General features: G+C 73.4%; 17 protein-coding genes and 1 pseudogene. 8 read left to right on the top strand and 10 right to left on the bottom strand.

Annotation, left to right across the window (positions count from 1 at the left end; all coding sequences use genetic code 11):
- Positions 1-340: 340 nt before the first annotated feature.
- On the top strand, positions 341-1,033 hold the full coding sequence (locus ACH4EB_RS27445) for a hypothetical protein (RefSeq protein WP_398350586.1): 693 nt from the start codon (positions 341-343) through the stop codon (positions 1,031-1,033).
- A 57-nt stretch (positions 1,034-1,090) separates the two neighbouring features.
- On the opposite strand, the gene ACH4EB_RS27440 is transcribed toward ACH4EB_RS27445, so the two are convergent.
- Both ACH4EB_RS27440 and ACH4EB_RS27435 read right to left on the bottom strand, forming a co-directional pair.
- A complete protein-coding gene (locus tag ACH4EB_RS27440; protein ID WP_398350487.1) occupies positions 1,091-1,714 on the bottom strand; it encodes a hypothetical protein in 624 nt (207 codons plus the stop codon).
- Between the two features lie 47 nt (positions 1,715-1,761).
- Positions 1,762-2,898 carry a magnesium and cobalt transport protein CorA gene (locus ACH4EB_RS27435; protein ID WP_398350486.1) on the bottom strand — a complete coding sequence of 379 codons (1,137 nt, stop codon included), beginning with the start codon at positions 2,896-2,898 and terminating at the stop codon, positions 1,762-1,764.
- A 509-nt stretch (positions 2,899-3,407) separates the two neighbouring features.
- Here ACH4EB_RS27435 and ACH4EB_RS27430 point away from each other — a divergent pair.
- Entirely contained in the window at positions 3,408-4,004 is a 597-nt protein-coding gene (locus ACH4EB_RS27430; RefSeq protein ID WP_398350485.1) for a suppressor of fused domain protein, read from the top strand.
- A 109-nt stretch (positions 4,005-4,113) separates the two neighbouring features.
- On the opposite strand, the pseudogene ACH4EB_RS27425 reads toward ACH4EB_RS27430, so the two are convergent.
- Positions 4,114-4,844, bottom strand: a pseudogene (locus tag ACH4EB_RS27425) (MFS transporter); the annotation flags it as partial.
- 126 nt (positions 4,845-4,970) lie between these two features.
- On the opposite strand from ACH4EB_RS27425, the gene ACH4EB_RS27420 reads away from it, so the two are divergent.
- The 3 genes from ACH4EB_RS27420 to ACH4EB_RS27410 all read left to right on the top strand — a co-directional run bounded on the left by ACH4EB_RS27420 (position 4,971) and on the right by ACH4EB_RS27410 (position 7,545).
- A complete protein-coding gene (locus ACH4EB_RS27420; protein ID WP_398350483.1) occupies positions 4,971-5,609 on the top strand; it encodes a DUF6758 family protein in 639 nt (212 codons plus the stop codon).
- Positions 5,610-5,835: 226 nt separating this feature from the next.
- Positions 5,836-6,690, top strand: a complete 855-nt coding sequence (locus ACH4EB_RS27415; protein ID WP_398350482.1) for a PHP domain-containing protein — start codon at positions 5,836-5,838, stop codon at positions 6,688-6,690.
- 249 nt (positions 6,691-6,939) lie between these two features.
- On the top strand, positions 6,940-7,545 hold the full coding sequence (locus tag ACH4EB_RS27410) for a MarC family protein (protein ID WP_073758457.1): 606 nt from the start codon (positions 6,940-6,942) through the stop codon (positions 7,543-7,545).
- Positions 7,546-7,666: 121 nt separating this feature from the next.
- Here the strand turns inward: ACH4EB_RS27410 and ACH4EB_RS27405 are convergent, their stop codons facing one another.
- Positions 7,667-7,819, bottom strand: a complete 153-nt coding sequence (locus ACH4EB_RS27405; RefSeq protein WP_199810363.1) for a hypothetical protein — start codon at positions 7,817-7,819, stop codon at positions 7,667-7,669.
- 211 nt (positions 7,820-8,030) lie between these two features.
- Between ACH4EB_RS27405 and ACH4EB_RS27400 the strand changes: the two genes are divergently transcribed.
- Entirely contained in the window at positions 8,031-8,978 is a 948-nt protein-coding gene (locus ACH4EB_RS27400) for an NYN domain-containing protein (protein WP_398350481.1), read from the top strand.
- A 159-nt stretch (positions 8,979-9,137) separates the two neighbouring features.
- Here ACH4EB_RS27400 and ACH4EB_RS27395 read toward each other — a convergent pair whose 3' ends face one another.
- Both ACH4EB_RS27395 and ACH4EB_RS27390 read right to left on the bottom strand, forming a co-directional pair.
- Positions 9,138-9,995 carry an alpha/beta fold hydrolase gene (locus ACH4EB_RS27395; RefSeq protein ID WP_398350479.1) on the bottom strand — a complete coding sequence of 286 codons (858 nt, stop codon included), beginning with the start codon at positions 9,993-9,995 and terminating at the stop codon, positions 9,138-9,140.
- A gap of 101 nt (positions 9,996-10,096) precedes the next feature.
- Complete coding sequence (locus tag ACH4EB_RS27390; protein WP_398350478.1) at positions 10,097-12,466, bottom strand: DEAD/DEAH box helicase; 2,370 nt, start codon at positions 12,464-12,466, stop codon at positions 10,097-10,099.
- A 465-nt stretch (positions 12,467-12,931) separates the two neighbouring features.
- On the opposite strand from ACH4EB_RS27390, the gene ACH4EB_RS27385 reads away from it, so the two are divergent.
- Positions 12,932-13,687: a ferritin-like fold-containing protein gene (locus tag ACH4EB_RS27385; protein ID WP_365835945.1), complete on the top strand. Its 756-nt coding sequence runs from the start codon at positions 12,932-12,934 to the stop codon at positions 13,685-13,687.
- 202 nt (positions 13,688-13,889) lie between these two features.
- Here the strand turns inward: ACH4EB_RS27385 and ACH4EB_RS27380 are convergent, their stop codons facing one another.
- From ACH4EB_RS27380 to ACH4EB_RS27365, 4 genes are all read right to left on the bottom strand, one after another.
- A complete protein-coding gene (locus ACH4EB_RS27380; protein WP_398350477.1) occupies positions 13,890-14,162 on the bottom strand; it encodes a hypothetical protein in 273 nt (90 codons plus the stop codon).
- A 203-nt stretch (positions 14,163-14,365) separates the two neighbouring features.
- Positions 14,366-14,593 carry a DUF3107 domain-containing protein gene (locus ACH4EB_RS27375; protein ID WP_385226481.1) on the bottom strand — a complete coding sequence of 76 codons (228 nt, stop codon included), beginning with the start codon at positions 14,591-14,593 and terminating at the stop codon, positions 14,366-14,368.
- 245 nt (positions 14,594-14,838) lie between these two features.
- Positions 14,839-15,480 carry a TetR/AcrR family transcriptional regulator gene (locus ACH4EB_RS27370; protein WP_365835949.1) on the bottom strand — a complete coding sequence of 214 codons (642 nt, stop codon included), beginning with the start codon at positions 15,478-15,480 and terminating at the stop codon, positions 14,839-14,841.
- 148 nt (positions 15,481-15,628) lie between these two features.
- Positions 15,629-15,856, bottom strand: coding sequence for a hypothetical protein (locus tag ACH4EB_RS27365; RefSeq protein ID WP_398350475.1), 228 nt, complete (start codon positions 15,854-15,856; stop codon positions 15,629-15,631).
- Between the two features lie 173 nt (positions 15,857-16,029).
- Between ACH4EB_RS27365 and ACH4EB_RS27360 the strand changes: the two genes are divergently transcribed.
- The gene (locus ACH4EB_RS27360) at positions 16,030-17,088 is read left to right on the top strand and encodes an alpha/beta fold hydrolase (protein ID WP_398350474.1); all 1,059 of its coding nucleotides are present in this window, start codon (positions 16,030-16,032) and stop codon (positions 17,086-17,088) included.
- Positions 17,089-17,607 lie beyond the last annotated feature (519 nt).

Here is a 17,607-nt window from a genome sequence, read left to right as displayed (position 1 = left end):
CCGCCGCGTCACCACGCGGCCGCGCCCCTCTTCCCTGGCGTTACGTGTTGCCGCTTCTCCGCAGGTAAAGCCCCTCGAACGGGCTTGATCCGAAATCAGGCTAACGTGCACCACCCGGTGTCGCCCCGGCGGGAAGGGCCGTACGGTGTCCACCGCGCACTCCGCCGTACGGCGTGCCCGGCCCGGGTACGCTGCCGTACTGCCGTCGAGGTCATCCGCATCAGGAGGCAGAACCGTCGTGACCGCTTTCCCCTCGGCAGGCCCCGCCGGCGCCTGCTTCCGCCGCCCGGCCGTCCCCCACCGCAGTCGCGGGGCGGCGCTGACGGCGGCGGTGTGCGCGGTGCTCGCCGGGGCGCTGGCGGGGTGCGCGTCGAAGGACCCGGACGCCGGGACCAACGGGGTCGGCAAGCTGCCCGCCGACAAGATCCAGGCCAAGGCGCAGACGGCCGCCCGCGGCGCCGGAACGGTACGGCTCTCCGGCCACCTCGTCAGCCAGGGCCGCACCTACAAGCTGGACATGCGGCTCGGGCCCGAGGGCGCCCGGGGCGAACTCGCCACCAAGGCGGCGACCTTCCAGTTGCTGCGGGTCGGCGGCGCGCTCTACCTCAAGGCGGACGCCGGTTTCTGGGCCCGCGAGAAGAGCGCCAACCCCTCGACGAACGACGAGACGGCCGTCTCCAAGCTCGTCGGCAAGTACGTGAAGGTGCCGGCCTCGGACCCCGTCTACCGGCGCTTCAGCGGCTTCACGGACAAGGGCGTGCTGCTCAGCAGCCTCCTCGGGCTGCACGGCACACTCGCCACCGGCGACCGCGGCACCCTCGACGGCACCCGCACCATCCGGATCGCCGCGGGACAGGGCGCGGGCGGCACCCTCGACGTCTCCCTGGAGGGCAAGCCCTACCCGCTCCGGCTGCGCCGCGCGGGCGGCGCGGGCGAGGTACGGCTCACCGACTGGGAAAAGCCGGTGGAGATCCAGGCACCGGCGGACAGTCAGATCATCGACTACGGCAAGCAGATCACGCTCGGCGACTAGGACGCGCCGAGCGGGGGCGTGCGGGGCGCGGGTCCACGCCCGCCCGGGACGAGGCCCCTACGCCTTCTGCTTCTTCCCCTTGCTGCCCTTGCTGCCCTTGCTGCCCTTGCTCCCGTTCTTCCCGTTCTTCCCGCGAAGGAGCTTGGGGAGGGCCGCCGGGATCGGCAGCCGTGTGGTGGCCGGGGTGGGGAGAGGACGGGCGGCCTGGGACGAGGTGTCGAAGTCCGTACGGGCCGACGCGTCCGTGACCGGCTCCAGCCGCAGGACGCGGCACTCGCGCGCCCAGCGCCGCGGCATCGTCTCCGCGTCCGGCGCGTTGAGCCGCTTGCCCTTGAGGTCCTCCACGGCCGCCTGCCATGCCTCGCCGTCCGGCGTCAGCTCGCCGACCCGGGCCTGCCAGCTCACCAGCCGGCCGCCCTTGTCCTTGCTGCGCAGGGTGACGGTCGCGGTGCCGCCGTCCACCAGGCCGAGGTCGTGCAGCGGCTGCTCGTCGGCCGGGTCGGCCGCCCGGTCCGTGCCGCGGGGGCCCGCGCCGACCACGCACGCGGCGCCGTCGTGCCAGACGTGCCACAGGGCCCGTGCCGGGCCGGTGGCGCCCCGTACCCAGATGAGGCCGGACTTCTTCGTGGCCTCTTCGATGAGCGCGCGGTCCAGCAGTTCCTGCGACACGGTCTCCGTCATGGGATCAGCCTAATGGGCGGCGGGCGGGGCGCCCGGCCCGTACGGCGTCACAGCCAGCCGTTGCGTTTGAAGCCGCGGTGGATGCCGAAGCAGATGCCGACCGTGACGAGCAGGACGAGCGGGTAGCCGTACTTCCACTTCAGTTCGGGCATGTACTCGAAGTTCATCCCGTAGATCCCGGCGATCATCGTCGGAACGGCGAAGATCGCCGCCCACGAGGTGATCTTGCGCATGTCCTCGTTCTGGGCCACCGTCGCCTGCGCCAGGTTGGCCTGGAGGATCGAGTTGAGCAGGTCGTCGAAGGAGAGCACCTGCTCGTTGACCCGCGCCAGGTGGTCGGCCACGTCCCGGAAGTACTTCTGGATGTCGGAGTCGACCAGCCGCATCGGCCGCTCGCTCAGCAGTTGCATCGGCCGCAGCAGCGGCGACACGGCCCGCTTGAACTCCAGCACCTCACGCTTGAGTTGGTAGATCCGCCCGGCGTCGCCGCCCTTCGCCGAGCCCTTGGCGGCGCTCGCGCCCGGGCCGTCCGAGCCGGAGCTGAAGACGTCGATCTCCACCTCGTCGATGTCGTCCTGCATCGCGCCGGCCACCGCGATGTAGCCGTCCACGACCTGGTCGGCGATGGCGTGCAGCACGGCGGACGGGCCCTTGCCGAGCAGCTCGGGGTCGTCCTGGAGGCGGTGGCGCAGGGCGCGCAGCGAGCCCTGGCCGCCGTGCCGCACGGTCACGATGAAGTCCCGGCCGGTGAAACACATCACCTCGCCGGTCTCGACCACCTCGCTGGTGGCGGTCAGCTCCGCGTGCTCGACGTAGTGGACCGTCTTGAAGACGGTGAACAGGGTGTCGTCGTAGCGCTCCAGCTTGGGCCGCTGGTGGGCGTGGACCGCGTCCTCGACGGCCAGCGGGTGCAGCCCGAACTCCCGCGCGATCTCCGCGAATTCCGCCTCGGTGGGCTCGTGCAGCCCGATCCAGGCGAAACCCCCGTCGCTGCGGACGCCCGCCATCGCCTGGGACGGCGTGACATGGTCGCTGGCGCGCCGACCGTCGCGGTAGACACCGCAGTCCACGATGGCGCTGTTGGTGTGGGCCGCCTTGCCGAGGTCGGTCTCGTACTTGTACGGGGAGTCCTCGCGCCGCCGGGCGGGGCGGACGGCGGCACGCAGGTCGCGGATCATCGACATGGGCAGGCTCCTTCACGGGCCGGCCGCCAGCCGCGGGCGCGCGGCGTAACGCTGCCCGGAACGTGGACGTACGCGTCGGCGCTTGTCATACGTCCGCAAAGCGGGCGGCGCTCCGTGCGCAGGTCTGACGGCAGTTCGCAGAAAACACGGAAACGAGAGTCGAAGGCGCTCTTCCGTCATCTACTTCCGGCGCGAAGGCACTTCACGGGTTTCACCGCGAGCGGCAGGGGTACGGAAGCCCCTGGATCAAGAAAGCCGCTGGGCGCGCTGGGGGATGACAGGAGAACTGTCGGTACTGCACGGTCGACTTGGATCCACCGCAGCCCCACCTCCTCCGGCCGGTCCCCGCTGGGGGACGAACGTCATTCCCTGACCAGACGGCAAGGCTATCAGCCGTCGGAACGGATCCCGCGCGCCTTTGCCCGTTCCATACGCACCGTCGCCGCATGCGGCCGGGCGGCCCGCCGGGCGACCGCGGCCGGGCCCGGGCCCGGGCCTATGCTCGCGGCATGTCTGACGTTCTTGAGCTGGTCGAAGCCCGCCTGCGCACGACCCTGGGCGAGCCGGACGCGCGCGCCGCCGTCACCTTCCTCGGGACCGACCGGATCGAGGTGCTGCGCTTCACCGGCGGCGGCCCGGACGGCGACCTGGTGCGCTACGTCACCCTCGGAATGTCGGACCGGCCGATGACCGACCCCACGGCGGTGCTGGCCGACCCGCTGCGCGGCCCGCGCGCCGAACTGGTGCTGTCGGTCAAGGCGGGCCGCGCCGATGTCGACAAGGTGCTCAGGCCGCTCGCCGTCCTCGCCGCGTCCCCGCAGGTCGAGGGCGTGGTCGTGGCGCCGGGGGCGTCGCTGGACGTGGGGGAGCCGCTGTGGCCGGGCGCGCCGTTCACCTCCGTACTGGTCGCGGAGTCCGGCGGCCTGGTGGCGGACCTGGAGCTGGACGAGCCGCTGGACCCGGTCCGCTTCCTGCCGCTGCTGCCGATGACGCCCAACGAGGCCGCCTGGAAGCGGGTGCACGGCGCCGAGGCGCTCCAGGAGCGGTGGCTGAAGGGCGGGACGGATCTGCGCGATCCGCTGCGTACGGGCGTGGCGCTGTCGTAGGGCGCGCGGCGGTACGGTACGCCGCCCGCCCCGCCGGGGCAGGTGGGCGGCGCGCCGTACCGCCGCCGGCAGGACGTCAGTTGGCGAAGGCCGAGACGGCGTCCTCGGAGAACGCGGAGGCGGCGGCGGAGGTCAGGCCGCCGTGGCCGAGGGCCTTGACCGGGTCCCGCACGGACGTCTTGCGGGCCGGCCGGGGCTGCTCCTTGAGGAACACGATGATGGCGAGGAAGCCGACGGCCATCAGGACGGCGGTGCCGAAGAAGGGGTAGCGCCACTTCAGGTCGCCGAGGACCGCGTCGAGCGGCGGCCCGCGGGCCGTGCCGAGGCCGAGCGCCGACTCGTACAGCAGGATCGCCGCGGCGCTTCCCACCCGTTGCCCGCCACCGCCCCGAGCCGAATCGCTTCGCGATGCCCCTGTCGGATGCGCCGCGCCCACGATGACGGCGAGCGAGGTGGAGACGACGGCGCGTTGCCCAGCTCCCGGCCGGCCCGGAAGCCGACCAGCTCGCCCACCGACGAGGACGTGCCGGACAGGGCCGCGAAGACCACCACGAGCGCCGGCCCGGCGAGCGGCGACCTACGGCCGCCGATCCGGCTGGAGACGAAGCCGGTGACCGGCATCGCGACCGCGGTGATCAGGAAGTACGAGGTGAACAGCAGGGAGGCCTGGCTGGTGGAGGCGTTCAGCCCGTTGGCGATCGAGGGGAGGATCGGGTCGACGAGGCCGATGCCCATGAAGACGACGACTCTGTTCCTGGCGCGGTCCGGCGCGGTGCGCCGCGGTGCGACGCGGTCCGGCGCGTCCGGCGCGTCCGCTGAAACGTTGCTGTTTACACGCAATTAGTCAGGCGCCCTAAAGAGTGCCAGATGCAACTACCTGCCCGGGGCCCCGGATGTCCCGGCCCGGGGCGCCGGATGGGTGATCGTCCTTGACGCGGCGCCCGGCCGGGAGGACCGTGGGGCTCTATGAGGGGCGAACCCAGTTGCCCGAAGTGCGGTGGCCGGGTGCGGGCGCCCGGTCTCTTTGCCGACTCCTGGCAGTGCGGCGTGCACGGCACGGTGCATCCTCTGCAACCGGTCGTCCCGCCCAGCGTCGAAGCGCTGGCCGTGGCCGTACGCCGCGCCCGGGTGCCGGTATGGATGCCGTGGCCGCTGCCCGTCGGCTGGCTGTTCACGGGCGTGGCCTGCGCGGGCGACGACCGCAGCGGCGGGCGCGCCACCGCGGTGGCCTGCTCCGGTCCCGGACCGCTCGGCGGTCCCGGCGAGCTGCTCCTGATCGCGGAGGAGCTGGGCGTCGGCCTGGGCGCGCGCTACGCGGGCATCGACGGCCCCGACCCCGGCCCGCACATGTGCGTGAACAAACCGGCCCACGTGAAGGTCCTGGCGGCCGGGCGCCCGACCCCGCTCTGGCACGTCGAAGGAGCCCCCGAGGACCGCGCGGTCTTCGCCGGGGAGGCGCGCGGACTGTGGCTGTGGGCGGTGGTCTGGCCCGCCGAGTCGGGCCTGCTGCTGTACGACGAGCTGGTGCTCACCGACCTGCGGGACGCGGGCGCCGAGGTCGACCTGCTGCCGTGCGGGGCGCTGTCGCCGCGGCTGCTGACGTGAGAGGCGGCGGCCGGGAGCCGGTCGGGTCCTGGCGGATCGTGAGGCCAGGCCGGGCCGGACGGCTCGGGAGCCGGTCGGTGCCGGATGAAGGGGCCGGTGGGCGGTCGGCTGTGGGCGGTCGGCTGTGACGGAGCCCGCGCGGGCGTGTGTTCGAGGGGGTGGCGGGCGGCCGGTATCCTTCTGACGTCCCCCTGGCCCGCCCCGCAGCAGTCTGGAGTTCAGCGTCGTGCGCATCGATCTGCACACCCACTCCACTGCTTCCGATGGTACGGACACCCCCGCTGAGCTGGTGCGCAATGCCGCTGCCTGGGGGCTGGACGTCGTCGCGCTGACCGACCACGACTCCGTGGGCGGCCATGCCGAGGCCAGGGCCGCGCTGCCCGAGGGGCTCACGCTGGTCACCGGCGCCGAGCTGTCCTGCCGTGTCGGCGGCGTGAGCATGCACATGCTGGCGTACCTCTTCGACCCCGACGAGCCCGAGCTGGCCCGCGAACGGGAACTGGTCCGCGATGACCGGGTGCCGCGGGCCCGGGGCATGGTGGCCAGGCTCCAGGAGCTGGGGGTCCCGGTCACCTGGGAGCAGGTGGCGCGGATCGCCGGGGACGGCGCGGTGGGACGGCCGCACGTCGCCGCCGCGATGGTGGAGCTGGGCGTCGTCGAGACGGTGTCCGACGCCTTCACGCCGCAGTGGCTCGCCAACGACGGCCGGGCCTACGTCGACAAGCACGAACTGGACCCGTTCGACGCGGTCCGTCTGGTCAAGGCCGCGGGCGGGGTGACCGTCTTCGCGCACCCGCTGGCGGTCAAGCGCGGGCGGACCGTCCCCGAGAGCGTCATCGCCGAGCTGGCGGCGGCGGGGCTGGACGGCGTCGAGGTGGACCACATGGACCACGACGACGCCGCGCGGGCCCGGCTGCGCGGCCTCGCCGCCGACCTCGGCCTGCTGACCACCGGCTCCAGCGACTACCACGGCAGCCGCAAGACCGTCGCGCTCGGCGAGTACACCACCGACCCGGAGATATACGGCGAGATCGTGCGCCGCGCGACCGGCGCCTTCCCTGTTCCCGGCGCGGGCGGCTGACCCGTACCGCGCTCCGGCCGGCGGGCAGGTCCCCGTTCCGGCCGGGTGGGCACGACCGTGCTCCGGCCGGCGGGCGTTCGTCCCGCCGCACCCGGCCCGGGCCACTGCCGCCCGCTCACGCGCCCGCGCGCGTACGGCTGCGCGCTCTGCCTCGCACTCCCCTCCGCCTTCTCCTCTCACGTACCACCGCTCCATCGCATCCCTTACGTCCCACCGCTCGCTCGTACCACCTCCCGCAAGGCCATCACTGTGTTCGACTTCGCTGTCTTCAGTACGCTCTTCGTCACCCTGTTCGTGATCATGGATCCGCCCGGGATCATCCCGATCTTCCTCGCCCTCAGCTCCGGCCGCCCGGCCAAGGTGCAGCGGAAGATGGCCTGGCAGGCGGCCACCGTCGCGTTCTGCGTCATCGCCGTCTTCGGTCTCTTCGGTGAGCAGATCCTCGGCCGGCTGCACATCACCCCGCCCGCGCTGATGATCGCGGGCGGGCTGCTGCTCCTGCTCGTCGCGCTCAGCCTGCTGACCGGCAAGTCGGAGCAGCCGACGCAGACCAAGGACGTCAACGTGGCGCTGGTGCCCCTGGGGATGCCGCTGCTGGCGGGGCCGGGCGCGATCGTCTCGGTGATCCTCGCGGTGCAGCACGCGGACGGGATCAGCGGCGAGCTGTCGGTGTGGGCGGCGATCGCCGCCATCCATGTGGTGCTCTACCTCGTGATGCGCTTCTCGCTGGTCATCATCCGGGTGATCAAGGACGGCGGCGTGGTGCTGGTGACCCGGCTGGCCGGAATGATGCTCTCCGCGCTCGCGGTGCAGCAGATCATCAACGGCGTCATGCAGGTGGTGCGCGGCGGCTGACGGACCGGGGCCCGTACGGGGCCCGGACGCGCGAAGCGCCCCGCGCGAGTGATTCGTGCGGGGCGCTCCGTGCGCCGGACACGCCGCGTGCGTCACGCGGGCATGAGTGACGCGGTGTGAGTCATCGGGCGGCGGTGTCGGCTGGGCGGATGTAGATGCGCTGGCCGACTGCGGCGGCCTGCTGCACGATCCGGTTGACGGAGGCGGCGTCCACGACGGTGCTGTCCACGGCGGCGCCGTCGACATCGTCCAGGCGCATGATTTCGAAGCGCATAACGGCTTCTCCCTTCGTCTGATCCTCCTGCGGAGAACTTTGCTGTTGTATGGGGACTCGCGGGGCGTCGGTGCCCGGCGTTCCCAGGGGGTACAACGACATGCTCCCTGCAATCATTCCCTACGCTAAAGAAATTTTTCGGTGGTCTAAGTACTGATGGGGAGAGGGAGCGGTTGTGCGCGCTGAGTGACCGGCCGGACAATGGGCCCGTATGAACGACGACGCCCGGCTCTCCGGCCCCTCACCCGACCTCGCCGCGGTGCTCGCGGGTATCGAGCGCACCAACGAGCTGCTCACCCGGGTGCTCGCCGAGGTCGCCACGACCCCGGCCACCCACGCGGCCTTCGTCGACGCGGGCTATGTGTACGCGGCCGCCGGCCGGCTGGTCGCCGGGACCGAGGACCGCAGGGCCTTCGAGCTGGACGCCGAGGGCCTCATCGAGGCGTTCATCGACAAGGCCCGCATGATCTTCCCGGACAGCCGGCTGCTGCGCGTCTACTGGTACGACGGCGCCCGGCGCCGCATCCACACCCTGGAGCAGCAGCGCGTCGCCGAGCTCCCGGACGTCAAGGTGCGGCTCGGCAACCTGAACGCCAACAACCAGCAGAAGGGCGTGGACTCGCTGATCCGCTCCGACCTGGAGTCGCTGGCCCGGCACCGCGCGATCAGCGACGCGGTCCTCATCGGCGGCGACGAGGACCTGGTCTCGGCGGTGGAGGCCGCGCAGGGGTACGGCGCCCGGGTCCACCTGTGGGGCATCGAGGCGGTCGACGGGCGCAACCAGGCCGAGCCGCTGTTGTGGGAGGTCGACAGCCAGCGCACCTTCGACCTGGAGTTCTGCAAGCCGTACGTGACCCGGCGGATGGTCGCTCACGACCACGGGGAGCCGGCGGCCGACGGCTCCGGCAGCGGCGGCACACCGCCCGCGCGCGACGAGGTGCGCTTCGTCGGTGCCCGGGTCGCCGCGCGCTGGCTGGGCGAGCGCGGTGCCCCCTGGGTCACCGAGCTGCTGCCCGGCCACCCGTATCTGCCGGGCGCGGTCGATCAGGAACTGCTGACGGCCGCCGAGGGACTGCTGCACCACTCGCTGCGCGGCCATGCGGACCTGCGGCGGGCGCTGCGGGACGGCTTCTGGGAGCACGTACGGGCGCATTGTTAGCGGCCGGGGCGCGCGAGGCCGGGTGGGCGCCGGGCCGGCGGTCGGGGTGTGAGTGGCCGTGTGGGTGCGGGATGGCTTTCGGGTGCGTGAATGGCCTTGCGGGCGCGCGGGTGGCTTTCCGGGCGTACGGGAAGGGGCGCGCCGGGGCGTGCGCCCCGCTCAGTGGGTGCTGTGCCAGAACTCCGCGAGGGCTGCCGCCGTCTCGGCCGGCCGCTCCGCGTTGGGCGAGTGCTCCGCGCCCTCGACGACCGTGCGCCGGGCCCTCAGCCGCTCGGCCATCGTGTCCATCTCCGGCACCGGCCAGGCGTAGTCGACGACGCCCGACACGACGTGTTTGGGCAGCGGTACGGCGGCCAGTTCCGCCACCCGGTCCGGCTCCGCCAGCATCTGCCGCCCGGTGGCGGTCAACTGCTGCGGGACGGTGTTCATCCACCGCCGGTGGAGGAACGTGCCGACCTCCGGCGGGGTGGCCGCGTCCTCGGCCTCCGGCGGGTCGAGCTCGCGCATGGCCAGCCACACCGCCTGCATGTCCAGCGTTGCGAGGGCGTCGATGAGCATCCGTACCCGGGTCTGCTGGGCCGCTCGGATGGCGGCCGGGCCCGAACTCACCACGGTCAGGGACCGGAAGGGCGCGGGGTCGCGCAGGACGGCGGCGCGGGTGAGGAGACCGCCGAGGGAGTGCCCCAGAAGGTGCACCGGACCGGCGTCCAGGGCGCGCGCCTGAGCGAGTATGTCCTGCGCCAACTCGCCCTGGGTGTACGCGGATTCGTCGTGCGGGCCGGGGGACTCGTGCTGGCCGCGGCCGTCCACGGCCAGTACGCGGAACCCCGCGGCGGCCAGCGGCTCCAGGAGGGCGATGAAGTCCTCCTTGCTGCCGGTGAAGCCCGGTACGAGCAGCGCGGTCCCGGCCGGTGTCCCGTCGGGCCGGGCGTCGTGGACGGCGAACTCGCCGCGCTCGGTGACGAGTCGGCGCGCGCGGGCGCACGAGGGCAAGGTGAGGGTCGGCGGCTTGCTCATGGGACGAGGCTATCCGGGGCGCGGGACACCGACGCGCGCGGGCGCACACGCCGACGGCCCGGCCCCGCGTGCGCGGGAACCGGGCCGTCGTGCGGTCGGGATCAGCCCTCGGCCGGGGCTTCCGCCGTGGCCTTCTTGGCGGCCGTCTTGCGGGTGCGGCGCGGCTTGGCGGCCGCCTCGTCCGCGACCGGCTCCGCGCCTTCCGCAGCGGCCTCCGGCGCCTTGGTGGCGGCGGTCTTGCGGGTGCGGCGGGGCTTGGCCGGGGCCTCGTCGGCCGCGGGCATGGTGGCCTCGGCGGTGTCGACTGCGGCTTCGGCCTTCTTGGCGGCGGTCTTGCGGGTGCGGCGGGGCTTGGCCGGGGCCTCGTCGGCCGCGGGCATGGTGCCCTCGGCGGTGTCGACTGCGGCTTCGGCCTTCTTGGCAGCCGTCTTGCGGGTGCGGCGCGGCTTGGTGGCCGCCTCGTCCGCGACGGCCTCGGCGCCCTCTGCCTCCACGGCGGCCTCCGGCGCCTTGGTGGCGGCGGTCTTGCGGGTGCGGCGGGGCTTGGCCGGGGCCTCGTCGGCCGCCGTCTCGGTGGCCTCGGCGGTGTCGACCGCGGCCTCCGCCTTCTTGGTGGCGGCGGTCTTGCGGGTACGGCGGGGCTTGGCCGGGGCCTCGTCCGCGACCGGCTCCGCGCTCTCGACCGTCTCCACGACGGCCTCCGCCGCGGGCTTGGTGCCGCGCGTACGGCGACGGGACTTCGCGGGCGCCTCGGCCTCGGTGGCCTCGGTGGCCTCGGTGACAACCGGTGCCTCCGCGGCGACCGGCGTCGCGGCGGTGGCCTGCGCCGGGACCTTGACGGTCTCGGTGGGGCCCTCGGCCGTGTCCACGGCGGTGATCGCGGCCGTCCGGGCCGTCTCCGCCTTGCCGGCGGTGCCCGAGCCACCCCGCGTACGGCGGCGGCGCGGCTTGGAGGGAGCCGCGGTGGCGTCGGCGGCCTGCGCGGCCTCGGATGCCCCGGCGGCCGGCGCCGCCTCGTCACGGGACCCGTCACGGGCCGGTGTCACGGCGGCCGGCGCGTTGCCGGAGCCGCCGCGCGTACGGCGACGGCGGCGCGGCTGGCGCGGCCCGTCCGTGGTGGCGTCGCCGCCCTCGGACGTACCCGACGCCTCGGGGGCGCCCGCATCGTCCACCGGCGCGCCGTTCCGCGTGCGCCGGCGCTGGCGCGGCGTACGGCTGCGGGCCGGGCGCTCCTCCTCGACGGCGGGCGCGCCCCGGCGCGGACCGCGGCCGCGGCCGCCCGTCTCGCCCAGGTCCTCGACCTCTTCCGCCGCCAGCCCGGCACGCTTGCGCTCCGCGCGCGGCAGGACACCGGTCGTGCCCTTGGGGATCTCCAGCAGCTCGTAGAGGTGCGCGGAGGTGGAGTACGTCTCCTCCGGCTCGTCGAACGGCAGGTCCAGCGCCTTGTTGATCAGCTTCCAGCGCGGGATGTCGTCCCAGTCGACCAGCGTGATCGCGATGCCCTTGGCGCCCGCGCGGCCGGTCCGGCCGATCCGGTGCAGGTAGGTCTTCTCGTCCTCGGGGGACTGGTAGTTGATGACATGCGTCACACCCTCGACGTCGATGCCGCGGGCGGCGACGTCGGTGCAGACCAGCACGTCGACCTTGCCGTTGCGGAACGCGCGCAGCGCCTGCTCGCGCGCGCCCTGGCCGAGGTCGCCGTGGACCGCGCCGGAGGCGAAGCCGCGGCGCGCGAGCTGGTCGGCGATGTCGGCCGCGGTCCGCTTCGTACGGCAGAAGACCATCGCCAGGCCGCGGCCGTTCGCCTGGAGGATGCGGGCGACCATCTCCGGCTTGTCCATCGAGTGGGCGCGGAAGATGTGCTGCGTGGTGTTGGCGACGGTCTGGCCCTCGTCGTCCGGCGCGGCGGCGCGGATGTGCGTGGGCTGCGACATGTAGCGGCGGGCCAGGCCGATGACCGCGCCCGGCATGGTCGCGGAGAACAGCATGGTCTGGCGGCGGGCCGGCAGCATGTTGATGATGCGCTCGACGTCGGGCAGGAAGCCGAGGTCCAGCATCTCGTCGGCCTCGTCCAGGACGAGCGCCTTGACGTGCGAGAGGTTCAGCTTCTTCTGGCCCGCCAGGTCCAGCAGGCGGCCCGGGGTGCCGACGATCACGTCGACGCCCTTCTTGAGGGCCTCGACCTGCGGCTCGTACGCACGGCCGCCGTAGATCGACAGCACCCGCACGTTACGGACCTTGCCGGCGGTCAGCAGGTCGTTGGTGACCTGCTGGCACAGCTCGCGGGTGGGAACCACCACGAGGGCCTGCGGGGCCTCCGTCAACTGCTCGGGCTTGGCCCGGCCCGCCTCGACGTCCGCGGGGACGGTGACGCGCTCCAGCAGGGGGAGACCGAAACCCAGGGTCTTGCCGGTGCCGGTCTTGGCCTGGCCGATGACGTCGGAGCCCGACAGGGCCACCGGGAGCGTCATCTCCTGGATGGGGAAGGGGGACGTGATGCCGACGGCCTCAAGGGCTTCGGCGGTCTCGGGGAGGATCCCGAGGTCTCGGAACGTAGACAGAATCTTGCCTCTTCTGTGAGACGCGGTACGAGGCGGCCAAGGGGGTCGTACCGCGCCCTTGTACGGTTTCGTACGGGCCGACCTGAAGATCGGCCGGACGGGCGCGGGACCACTGCCTTCGCTCAAGCACTCGAACCGCGAGCGGTATCCCTCCCGCCGTGCGTACGTCTCGTACGCGCCGCGAAAGAGGGCGGTCGGGTTGGAGCCGATCGGGCCACCGACCGGGCATCCGCATGCGTGGAACAACCCACCGATACTCGGCGGGCGCATTACCACCATACCCCGGATGGCCACACGTGTGTCCGGGCAATCGTTCGGTCGGGTGGGACGGGAGTGGCTGACCAGCCACTTCCCCCGGTTGCGCAGCGGGCTATTGTGCGCTTCATGGAGACGCCTGACAACGCAGCGCACACCGCCGACGACGATCGAGAACACACCGGGATCGCCGCCCAGGACTGGGCCGCGGCCTCCGCGGAACCGCAGTACCGGGCCGCGGTGATCGACCTGCTGGGCGCCCTCGCCTACGGCGAGCTGTCCGCCTTCGAGCGCCTCGCGGAGGACGCGAAGCTGGCGCCGACGATGGACGACAAGGCGGAGCTGGCCAAGATGGCGTCGGCCGAATTCCATCACTTCGAGCGGCTTCGCGACCGGCTCGCGCAGATCGAGGCCGAGCCGAACGAGGCGATGGAGCCGTTCGCTGCGGCACTGGACGAGTTCCACCGGCAGACCGCGCCGTCGGACTGGCTGGAGGGCCTGGTCAAGGCGTACGTCGGCGACTCGATCGCCAGTGACTTCTACCGTGAGGTGGCGGCCCGGCTGGACTCCGACACCCGGGGCCTGGTCCTCGGGGTCCTCGACGACACCGGGCACGCGACGTTCGCCGTCGAGAAGGTACGGGCCGCGATCGAGGCCGATCCCCGGGTCGGCGGACGGCTCGCGCTGTGGGCGCGGCGGCTGATGGGCGAGGCGCTGTCCCAGGCGCAGCGGGTGGTGGCCGACCGGGACTCGCTGTCCACGATGCTGGTGGGCGGCGTCGCCGACGGGTTCGACCTCGCGGAGGTCGGGCGGATGTTCTCGCGGATCACCGAGGCGCACACGAAGCGGATGGCCGCGCTGGGCCTGGCCGCTTGACGGCCACGGGGTGGCCGCCGGGCGGGCGGGGGTTCGCGCCTGCTCGCCCGGCTCATCCGGCCGCTGCCGTCCATCCGGCCGGTGCGGCCCACTGCGGTTCCGTCGCTACGCCGCCCACTGCGGCTCCGCCCTCCGCCGGCCACCCCGGCTCCGTCGCTCCACAGGCCGCCGCCGGGAGGCGCCCCCGGGCGGGCTCGGCCTCCTACCGCGCCACGCCCCGCGCCGGCACCAGACGGCGGCCCGGCCGGACCAGCAGCGACAGCATCGCCGCGCTGAGGCCGACCGCCGCCAGCAGTGTCTGGACGGGGTGCCCCGGGCCCAGGATGGAGTGGGCGAGGAAGGCACCGAGGAGGGCCGCCGCGGGGCCCGTCGCCAGGGTCAGGGAGCGTGAGGAGAACCGGTCCGGCAGCCGGTGCGTGGCGGCCAGCGCGATGGCGAGCCCGACGATCACGGAGCCGAGAGCTTCCCAGACCATGGTTTATCCCTCCCGCGGTTACGACCGGTTGGACGACACAAATCGGTCGTAGGCGGTCGTACCCAGGGGCAATGCGCGGCAACCCTCGTCGGCGCCCGGAGTCGGCGAGGCGGCGGATCACACGAGCGGCGGCCCGGAGACATCGTCTCCGGGCCGCCGCTTCCTGACGGGTGCGCACGGGCCCGCCGAGGGCCCGCGGCCGGCTACAGCGTGCCGAAACCGACCTTGCGAGCGGTCTGCTCGCCGATCTCGACATAGGCCAGCCGGTCCGCCGGGACCAGGACCTTGCGGCCGTGATCGTCCACGAGGCTCAGCAATTGCGACTTGCCGCCCAGTGCGTCCGCCACCGCTCGCTCGACGTCCTCGGCGGTCTGCCCGCTCTCCAGAACGATCTCGCGGGGCGCGTGCTGCACGCCGATCTTGACCTCCACGGCTTTGTCCCTCCGACGGTCTCGGTGCCCCCCGGCGAGGCCACGGGGCAGGTGCGCGGCAATCCGCGCCGTACGCAGCACACATTAGCCCGGTGAGCGGACGGACAGGACGCCGCGGAGCACGCCCGCAGCGAACAGCGGTGGGACGCGGGTGCACGGGAGCGCCGGGCGGGGGCCCGGCGGGCGCACCGCCGCGCGGCCCGCCCGACCGGCTCCCGGTCCGGCGCACCGCCCGGCCGTACGGGTCACTGACCCTCGGCGCCGTGCAGCGGGAAGCCCGCGATGCCCTTCCAGGCCAGCGAGGTCAGCAGTTGTACGGCCGTCTCGCGCGGCACCGTGCTCTCCGAGGAGAGCCAGTAGCGCGCCACGACCTGCGAGACGCCGCCCAGCCCGACGGCCAGCAGCATCGACTCGTCCTTGGACAGGCCGGTGTCCTCCGCGATCACCTCACTGATCGCCTCGGCGCACTCCAGGGAGACCTTGTCCACCCGCTCGCGCACGGCGGGCTCGTTGGTCAGGTCGGACTCGAAGACCAGCCGGAAGGCGCCGCCCGGGTCCTCGACGTACGCGAAGTAGGCGTCCATCGTCGCGGCGACGCGCTGCTTGTTGTCGGTCGTCGAGGCGAGCGCGGTGCGCACCGACTGGAGCAGGGCCTCGCAGTGCTGGTCCAGCAGGGCGAGGTAGAGGTCGAGCTTGCCCGGGAAGTGCTGGTAGAGCACGGGCTTGCTGACGCCGGCGCGCTCGGCGATGTCGTCCATCGCGGCCGCGTGGTAGCCCTGCGCGACGAAGACCTCCTGGGCCGCGCCCAGGAGCTGGTTGCGCCGGGCTCGGCGTGGCAGGCGCGTGCCCCTCGGGCGTGCCGCCTCGGTCTGCTCGATGGCGCTCACGCTGCCTCCCAGGTGTCGTTCCGTCCGCGGCGTACGCACAGCGGTGCGCCGCGCCCGCCATCGTACTTTTGGGTAACCCGGCTGTGCGTGGTCGCGGGCGAGAAAATCTGCCGCCGAACGCTGTGGGAAGCCGACATATGGCCCCAGGTCATCGGTAATCGTCTTCGTCGAGATCCACGACGCGGGCCTGTTCGGCGACGTCCGCCTCGTTCGCGGCGGACGGATCGATGCCGGTCAGCGGCTGGTCGTGGTGCGGCGCGACGTCCGCGTGCTGCTCCGCGGCATCGGCCTCGGGCGCCTCGACGTCGAATTCGGAGGCGTCCGCCGCTTCCTCGAAGTCCTCGAAGGTGTCCGGGTCGGTCGGGTCGACGGGCATGGTGGCTCCCTTTCTCTCACGTACTTCGGAGGCCAGGGCGAGCGTCCGCACGCGAGCGCTCATCACACGGGTGCCCTTCCTGCCCGAGCCTAAGAGAGCGGGTTCCGAAATGCGATGTGGTGTGTGAGCGCGAACACACGATCGGCGGCGTGATCGTCTCGTAACATCGACGCATGTCTTCGAGGGATTCGACGGATTCGACGGAGTCGACCGGGACGCCGGACGCCCGCGCCGTTCTTCCGGTGCCCCCGGCGGGCCGTCCCTCGCGGGTCGGCCCGGGGGAGACGGTGCGTTCGGTGAGCCTGCCGGGCCTGACGCTGAGCGTGCGGGGGGTGCCGGGCACCCGGGCCGGGCTGCCGCCCGCGCTGTACGTCCACGGCCTCGGCGGCTCGTCCCAGAACTGGTCCGCGTTGATGCCGCTGCTCGCCGACCGGGTCGAGGGCGAGGCGCTGGACCTTCCCGGATTCGGTGATTCCCCGCCGCCCGACGACGGCGACTACTCGGTCTCCGCGCAGGCGCGGGCGGTCATCCGCCACCTGGACGCGAGCGGCCGCGGCCCCGCGCACCTGTTCGGGAACTCGATGGGCGGCGCGGTGGCCACGCGGGTGGCGGCGGCGCGCCCGGACCTGGTGCGGACGCTGACGCTGATCTCGCCCGCGCTGCCGGAGCTGCGGCCGCAGCTCTCCGCGGTGCCGACCGGGCTGCTGGCCGTGCCGGGCGTGACCCGGCTGTTCAGCAGGCTGACGCGGGACTGGACGCCGGAGCGGCGCACCCGCGAGGTGCTGGCCCTGTGTTACGGCGATCCCGCCCTGGTGACCCCGGACGGCTTCACCGCCGCGGCGGAGGAGTACGCGCGGCGCCTCGAACTCCCGTACTTCTGGGAGGTCATGACCCGCTCGGCGCGCGGCATCGTCAACGCGTACACCCTCGGCGGGCAGCACAACCTGTGGCGGCAGGCGCAGCGGGTGCTCGCGCCCACGCTTCTCGTCTACGGTGGGCGCGACCGCCTGGTCTCCTTCCGTATGGCACGCCGGGCGGCCGCCGCCTTCCGCGGCTCCCGGCTGCTGACGCTGCCGGAGGCGGGGCACGTGGCGATGATGGAGTATCCGGAAACGGTGGCGCGGGCCTTCCGCGAACTGTGGGACGACGAGGCGGCCGCGCGGGACGCGGCCGGTGCGGGCGGGAGCGCCGGCGCGGGAGAGCCCGCCGTCGGTGACGCGTCCTGGACGTGAGTAGGAGCTGACAGGCCGAGTGGGACGTCACAGCCGCCGGAGCCCGGCCGCAACCGCCGGTGACACCTCCGGAATAGGTGAGGTGGGTGAGGCGAACGGGCTCGGCGCGGCAGGTGGCGCCGGACCGGACCCCCGGCCGGGCACGGGCCGCAGGCGCCGCCGTACGGAACCCGCGCCGCCGGACGGCGGGGAGGCCGCCGGGCCGGGCGGCACGGACGCGGGCAGCCCGGATTCGGGTGACTCCGAGGCGGGCGGCGCCGAGGGAGCGCCCCGGAACGCGACCGCGTACGGGACGCTCCGGCAGCGCACGCCGGGGCACGAACAGCGGCACACGCCCGGATACGAGCCCGCGCAGGGCGCAGTCAGGTACGGCACCGGCCGCCGTACGCCCGAGCGCGGACCGGCGCAGGGCGCACCGTGGCAGACACCCGCGCAACGCGCGCCGCAGAACGCATCAGCCCGCCCCACGCCCACGCGAGACTCCCCCCAGGGCCCACCCCCTCAGAACTCGCCTGCCCA

This window comes from Streptomyces sp. NPDC018045 (genome assembly GCF_044327445.1).
In the GTDB taxonomy this organism is placed as follows: domain Bacteria; phylum Actinomycetota; class Actinomycetes; order Streptomycetales; family Streptomycetaceae; genus Streptomyces.
The sequence above is the reverse complement of the archived record's forward strand: the minus strand, read 5'-3'. Positions and strand labels throughout refer to the sequence as shown.

What these genes read in the sequence shown, in the direction of transcription:
- ACH4EB_RS27435 (WP_398350486.1), bottom strand. Translation starts at nt 2,898, where the DNA reads ATGTCGATGATCCGCGACCTGCGTGCCGCCGTCCGCCCCGCCCGGCGG.
- ACH4EB_RS27440 (WP_398350487.1), bottom strand. Translation starts at nt 1,714, where the DNA reads ATGACGGAGACCGTGTCGCAGGAACTGCTGGACCGCGCGCTCATCGAA.
- ACH4EB_RS27400 (WP_398350481.1), top strand. Translation starts at nt 8,031, where the DNA reads ATGAACGACGACGCCCGGCTCTCCGGCCCCTCACCCGACCTCGCCGCG.
- ACH4EB_RS27405 (WP_199810363.1), bottom strand. Translation starts at nt 7,819, where the DNA reads ATGCGCTTCGAAATCATGCGCCTGGACGATGTCGACGGCGCCGCCGTG.
- ACH4EB_RS27430 (WP_398350485.1), top strand. Translation starts at nt 3,408, where the DNA reads ATGTCTGACGTTCTTGAGCTGGTCGAAGCCCGCCTGCGCACGACCCTG.
- ACH4EB_RS27380 (WP_398350477.1), bottom strand. Translation starts at nt 14,162, where the DNA reads ATGGTCTGGGAAGCTCTCGGCTCCGTGATCGTCGGGCTCGCCATCGCG.
- ACH4EB_RS27420 (WP_398350483.1), top strand. Translation starts at nt 4,971, where the DNA reads ATGAGGGGCGAACCCAGTTGCCCGAAGTGCGGTGGCCGGGTGCGGGCG.
- ACH4EB_RS27365 (WP_398350475.1), bottom strand. Translation starts at nt 15,856, where the DNA reads ATGCCCGTCGACCCGACCGACCCGGACACCTTCGAGGACTTCGAGGAA.
- ACH4EB_RS27395 (WP_398350479.1), bottom strand. Translation starts at nt 9,995, where the DNA reads ATGAGCAAGCCGCCGACCCTCACCTTGCCCTCGTGCGCCCGCGCGCGC.
- ACH4EB_RS27390 (WP_398350478.1), bottom strand. Translation starts at nt 12,466, where the DNA reads ATGACGCTCCCGGTGGCCCTGTCGGGCTCCGACGTCATCGGCCAGGCC.
- ACH4EB_RS27360 (WP_398350474.1), top strand. Translation starts at nt 16,030, where the DNA reads ATGTCTTCGAGGGATTCGACGGATTCGACGGAGTCGACCGGGACGCCG.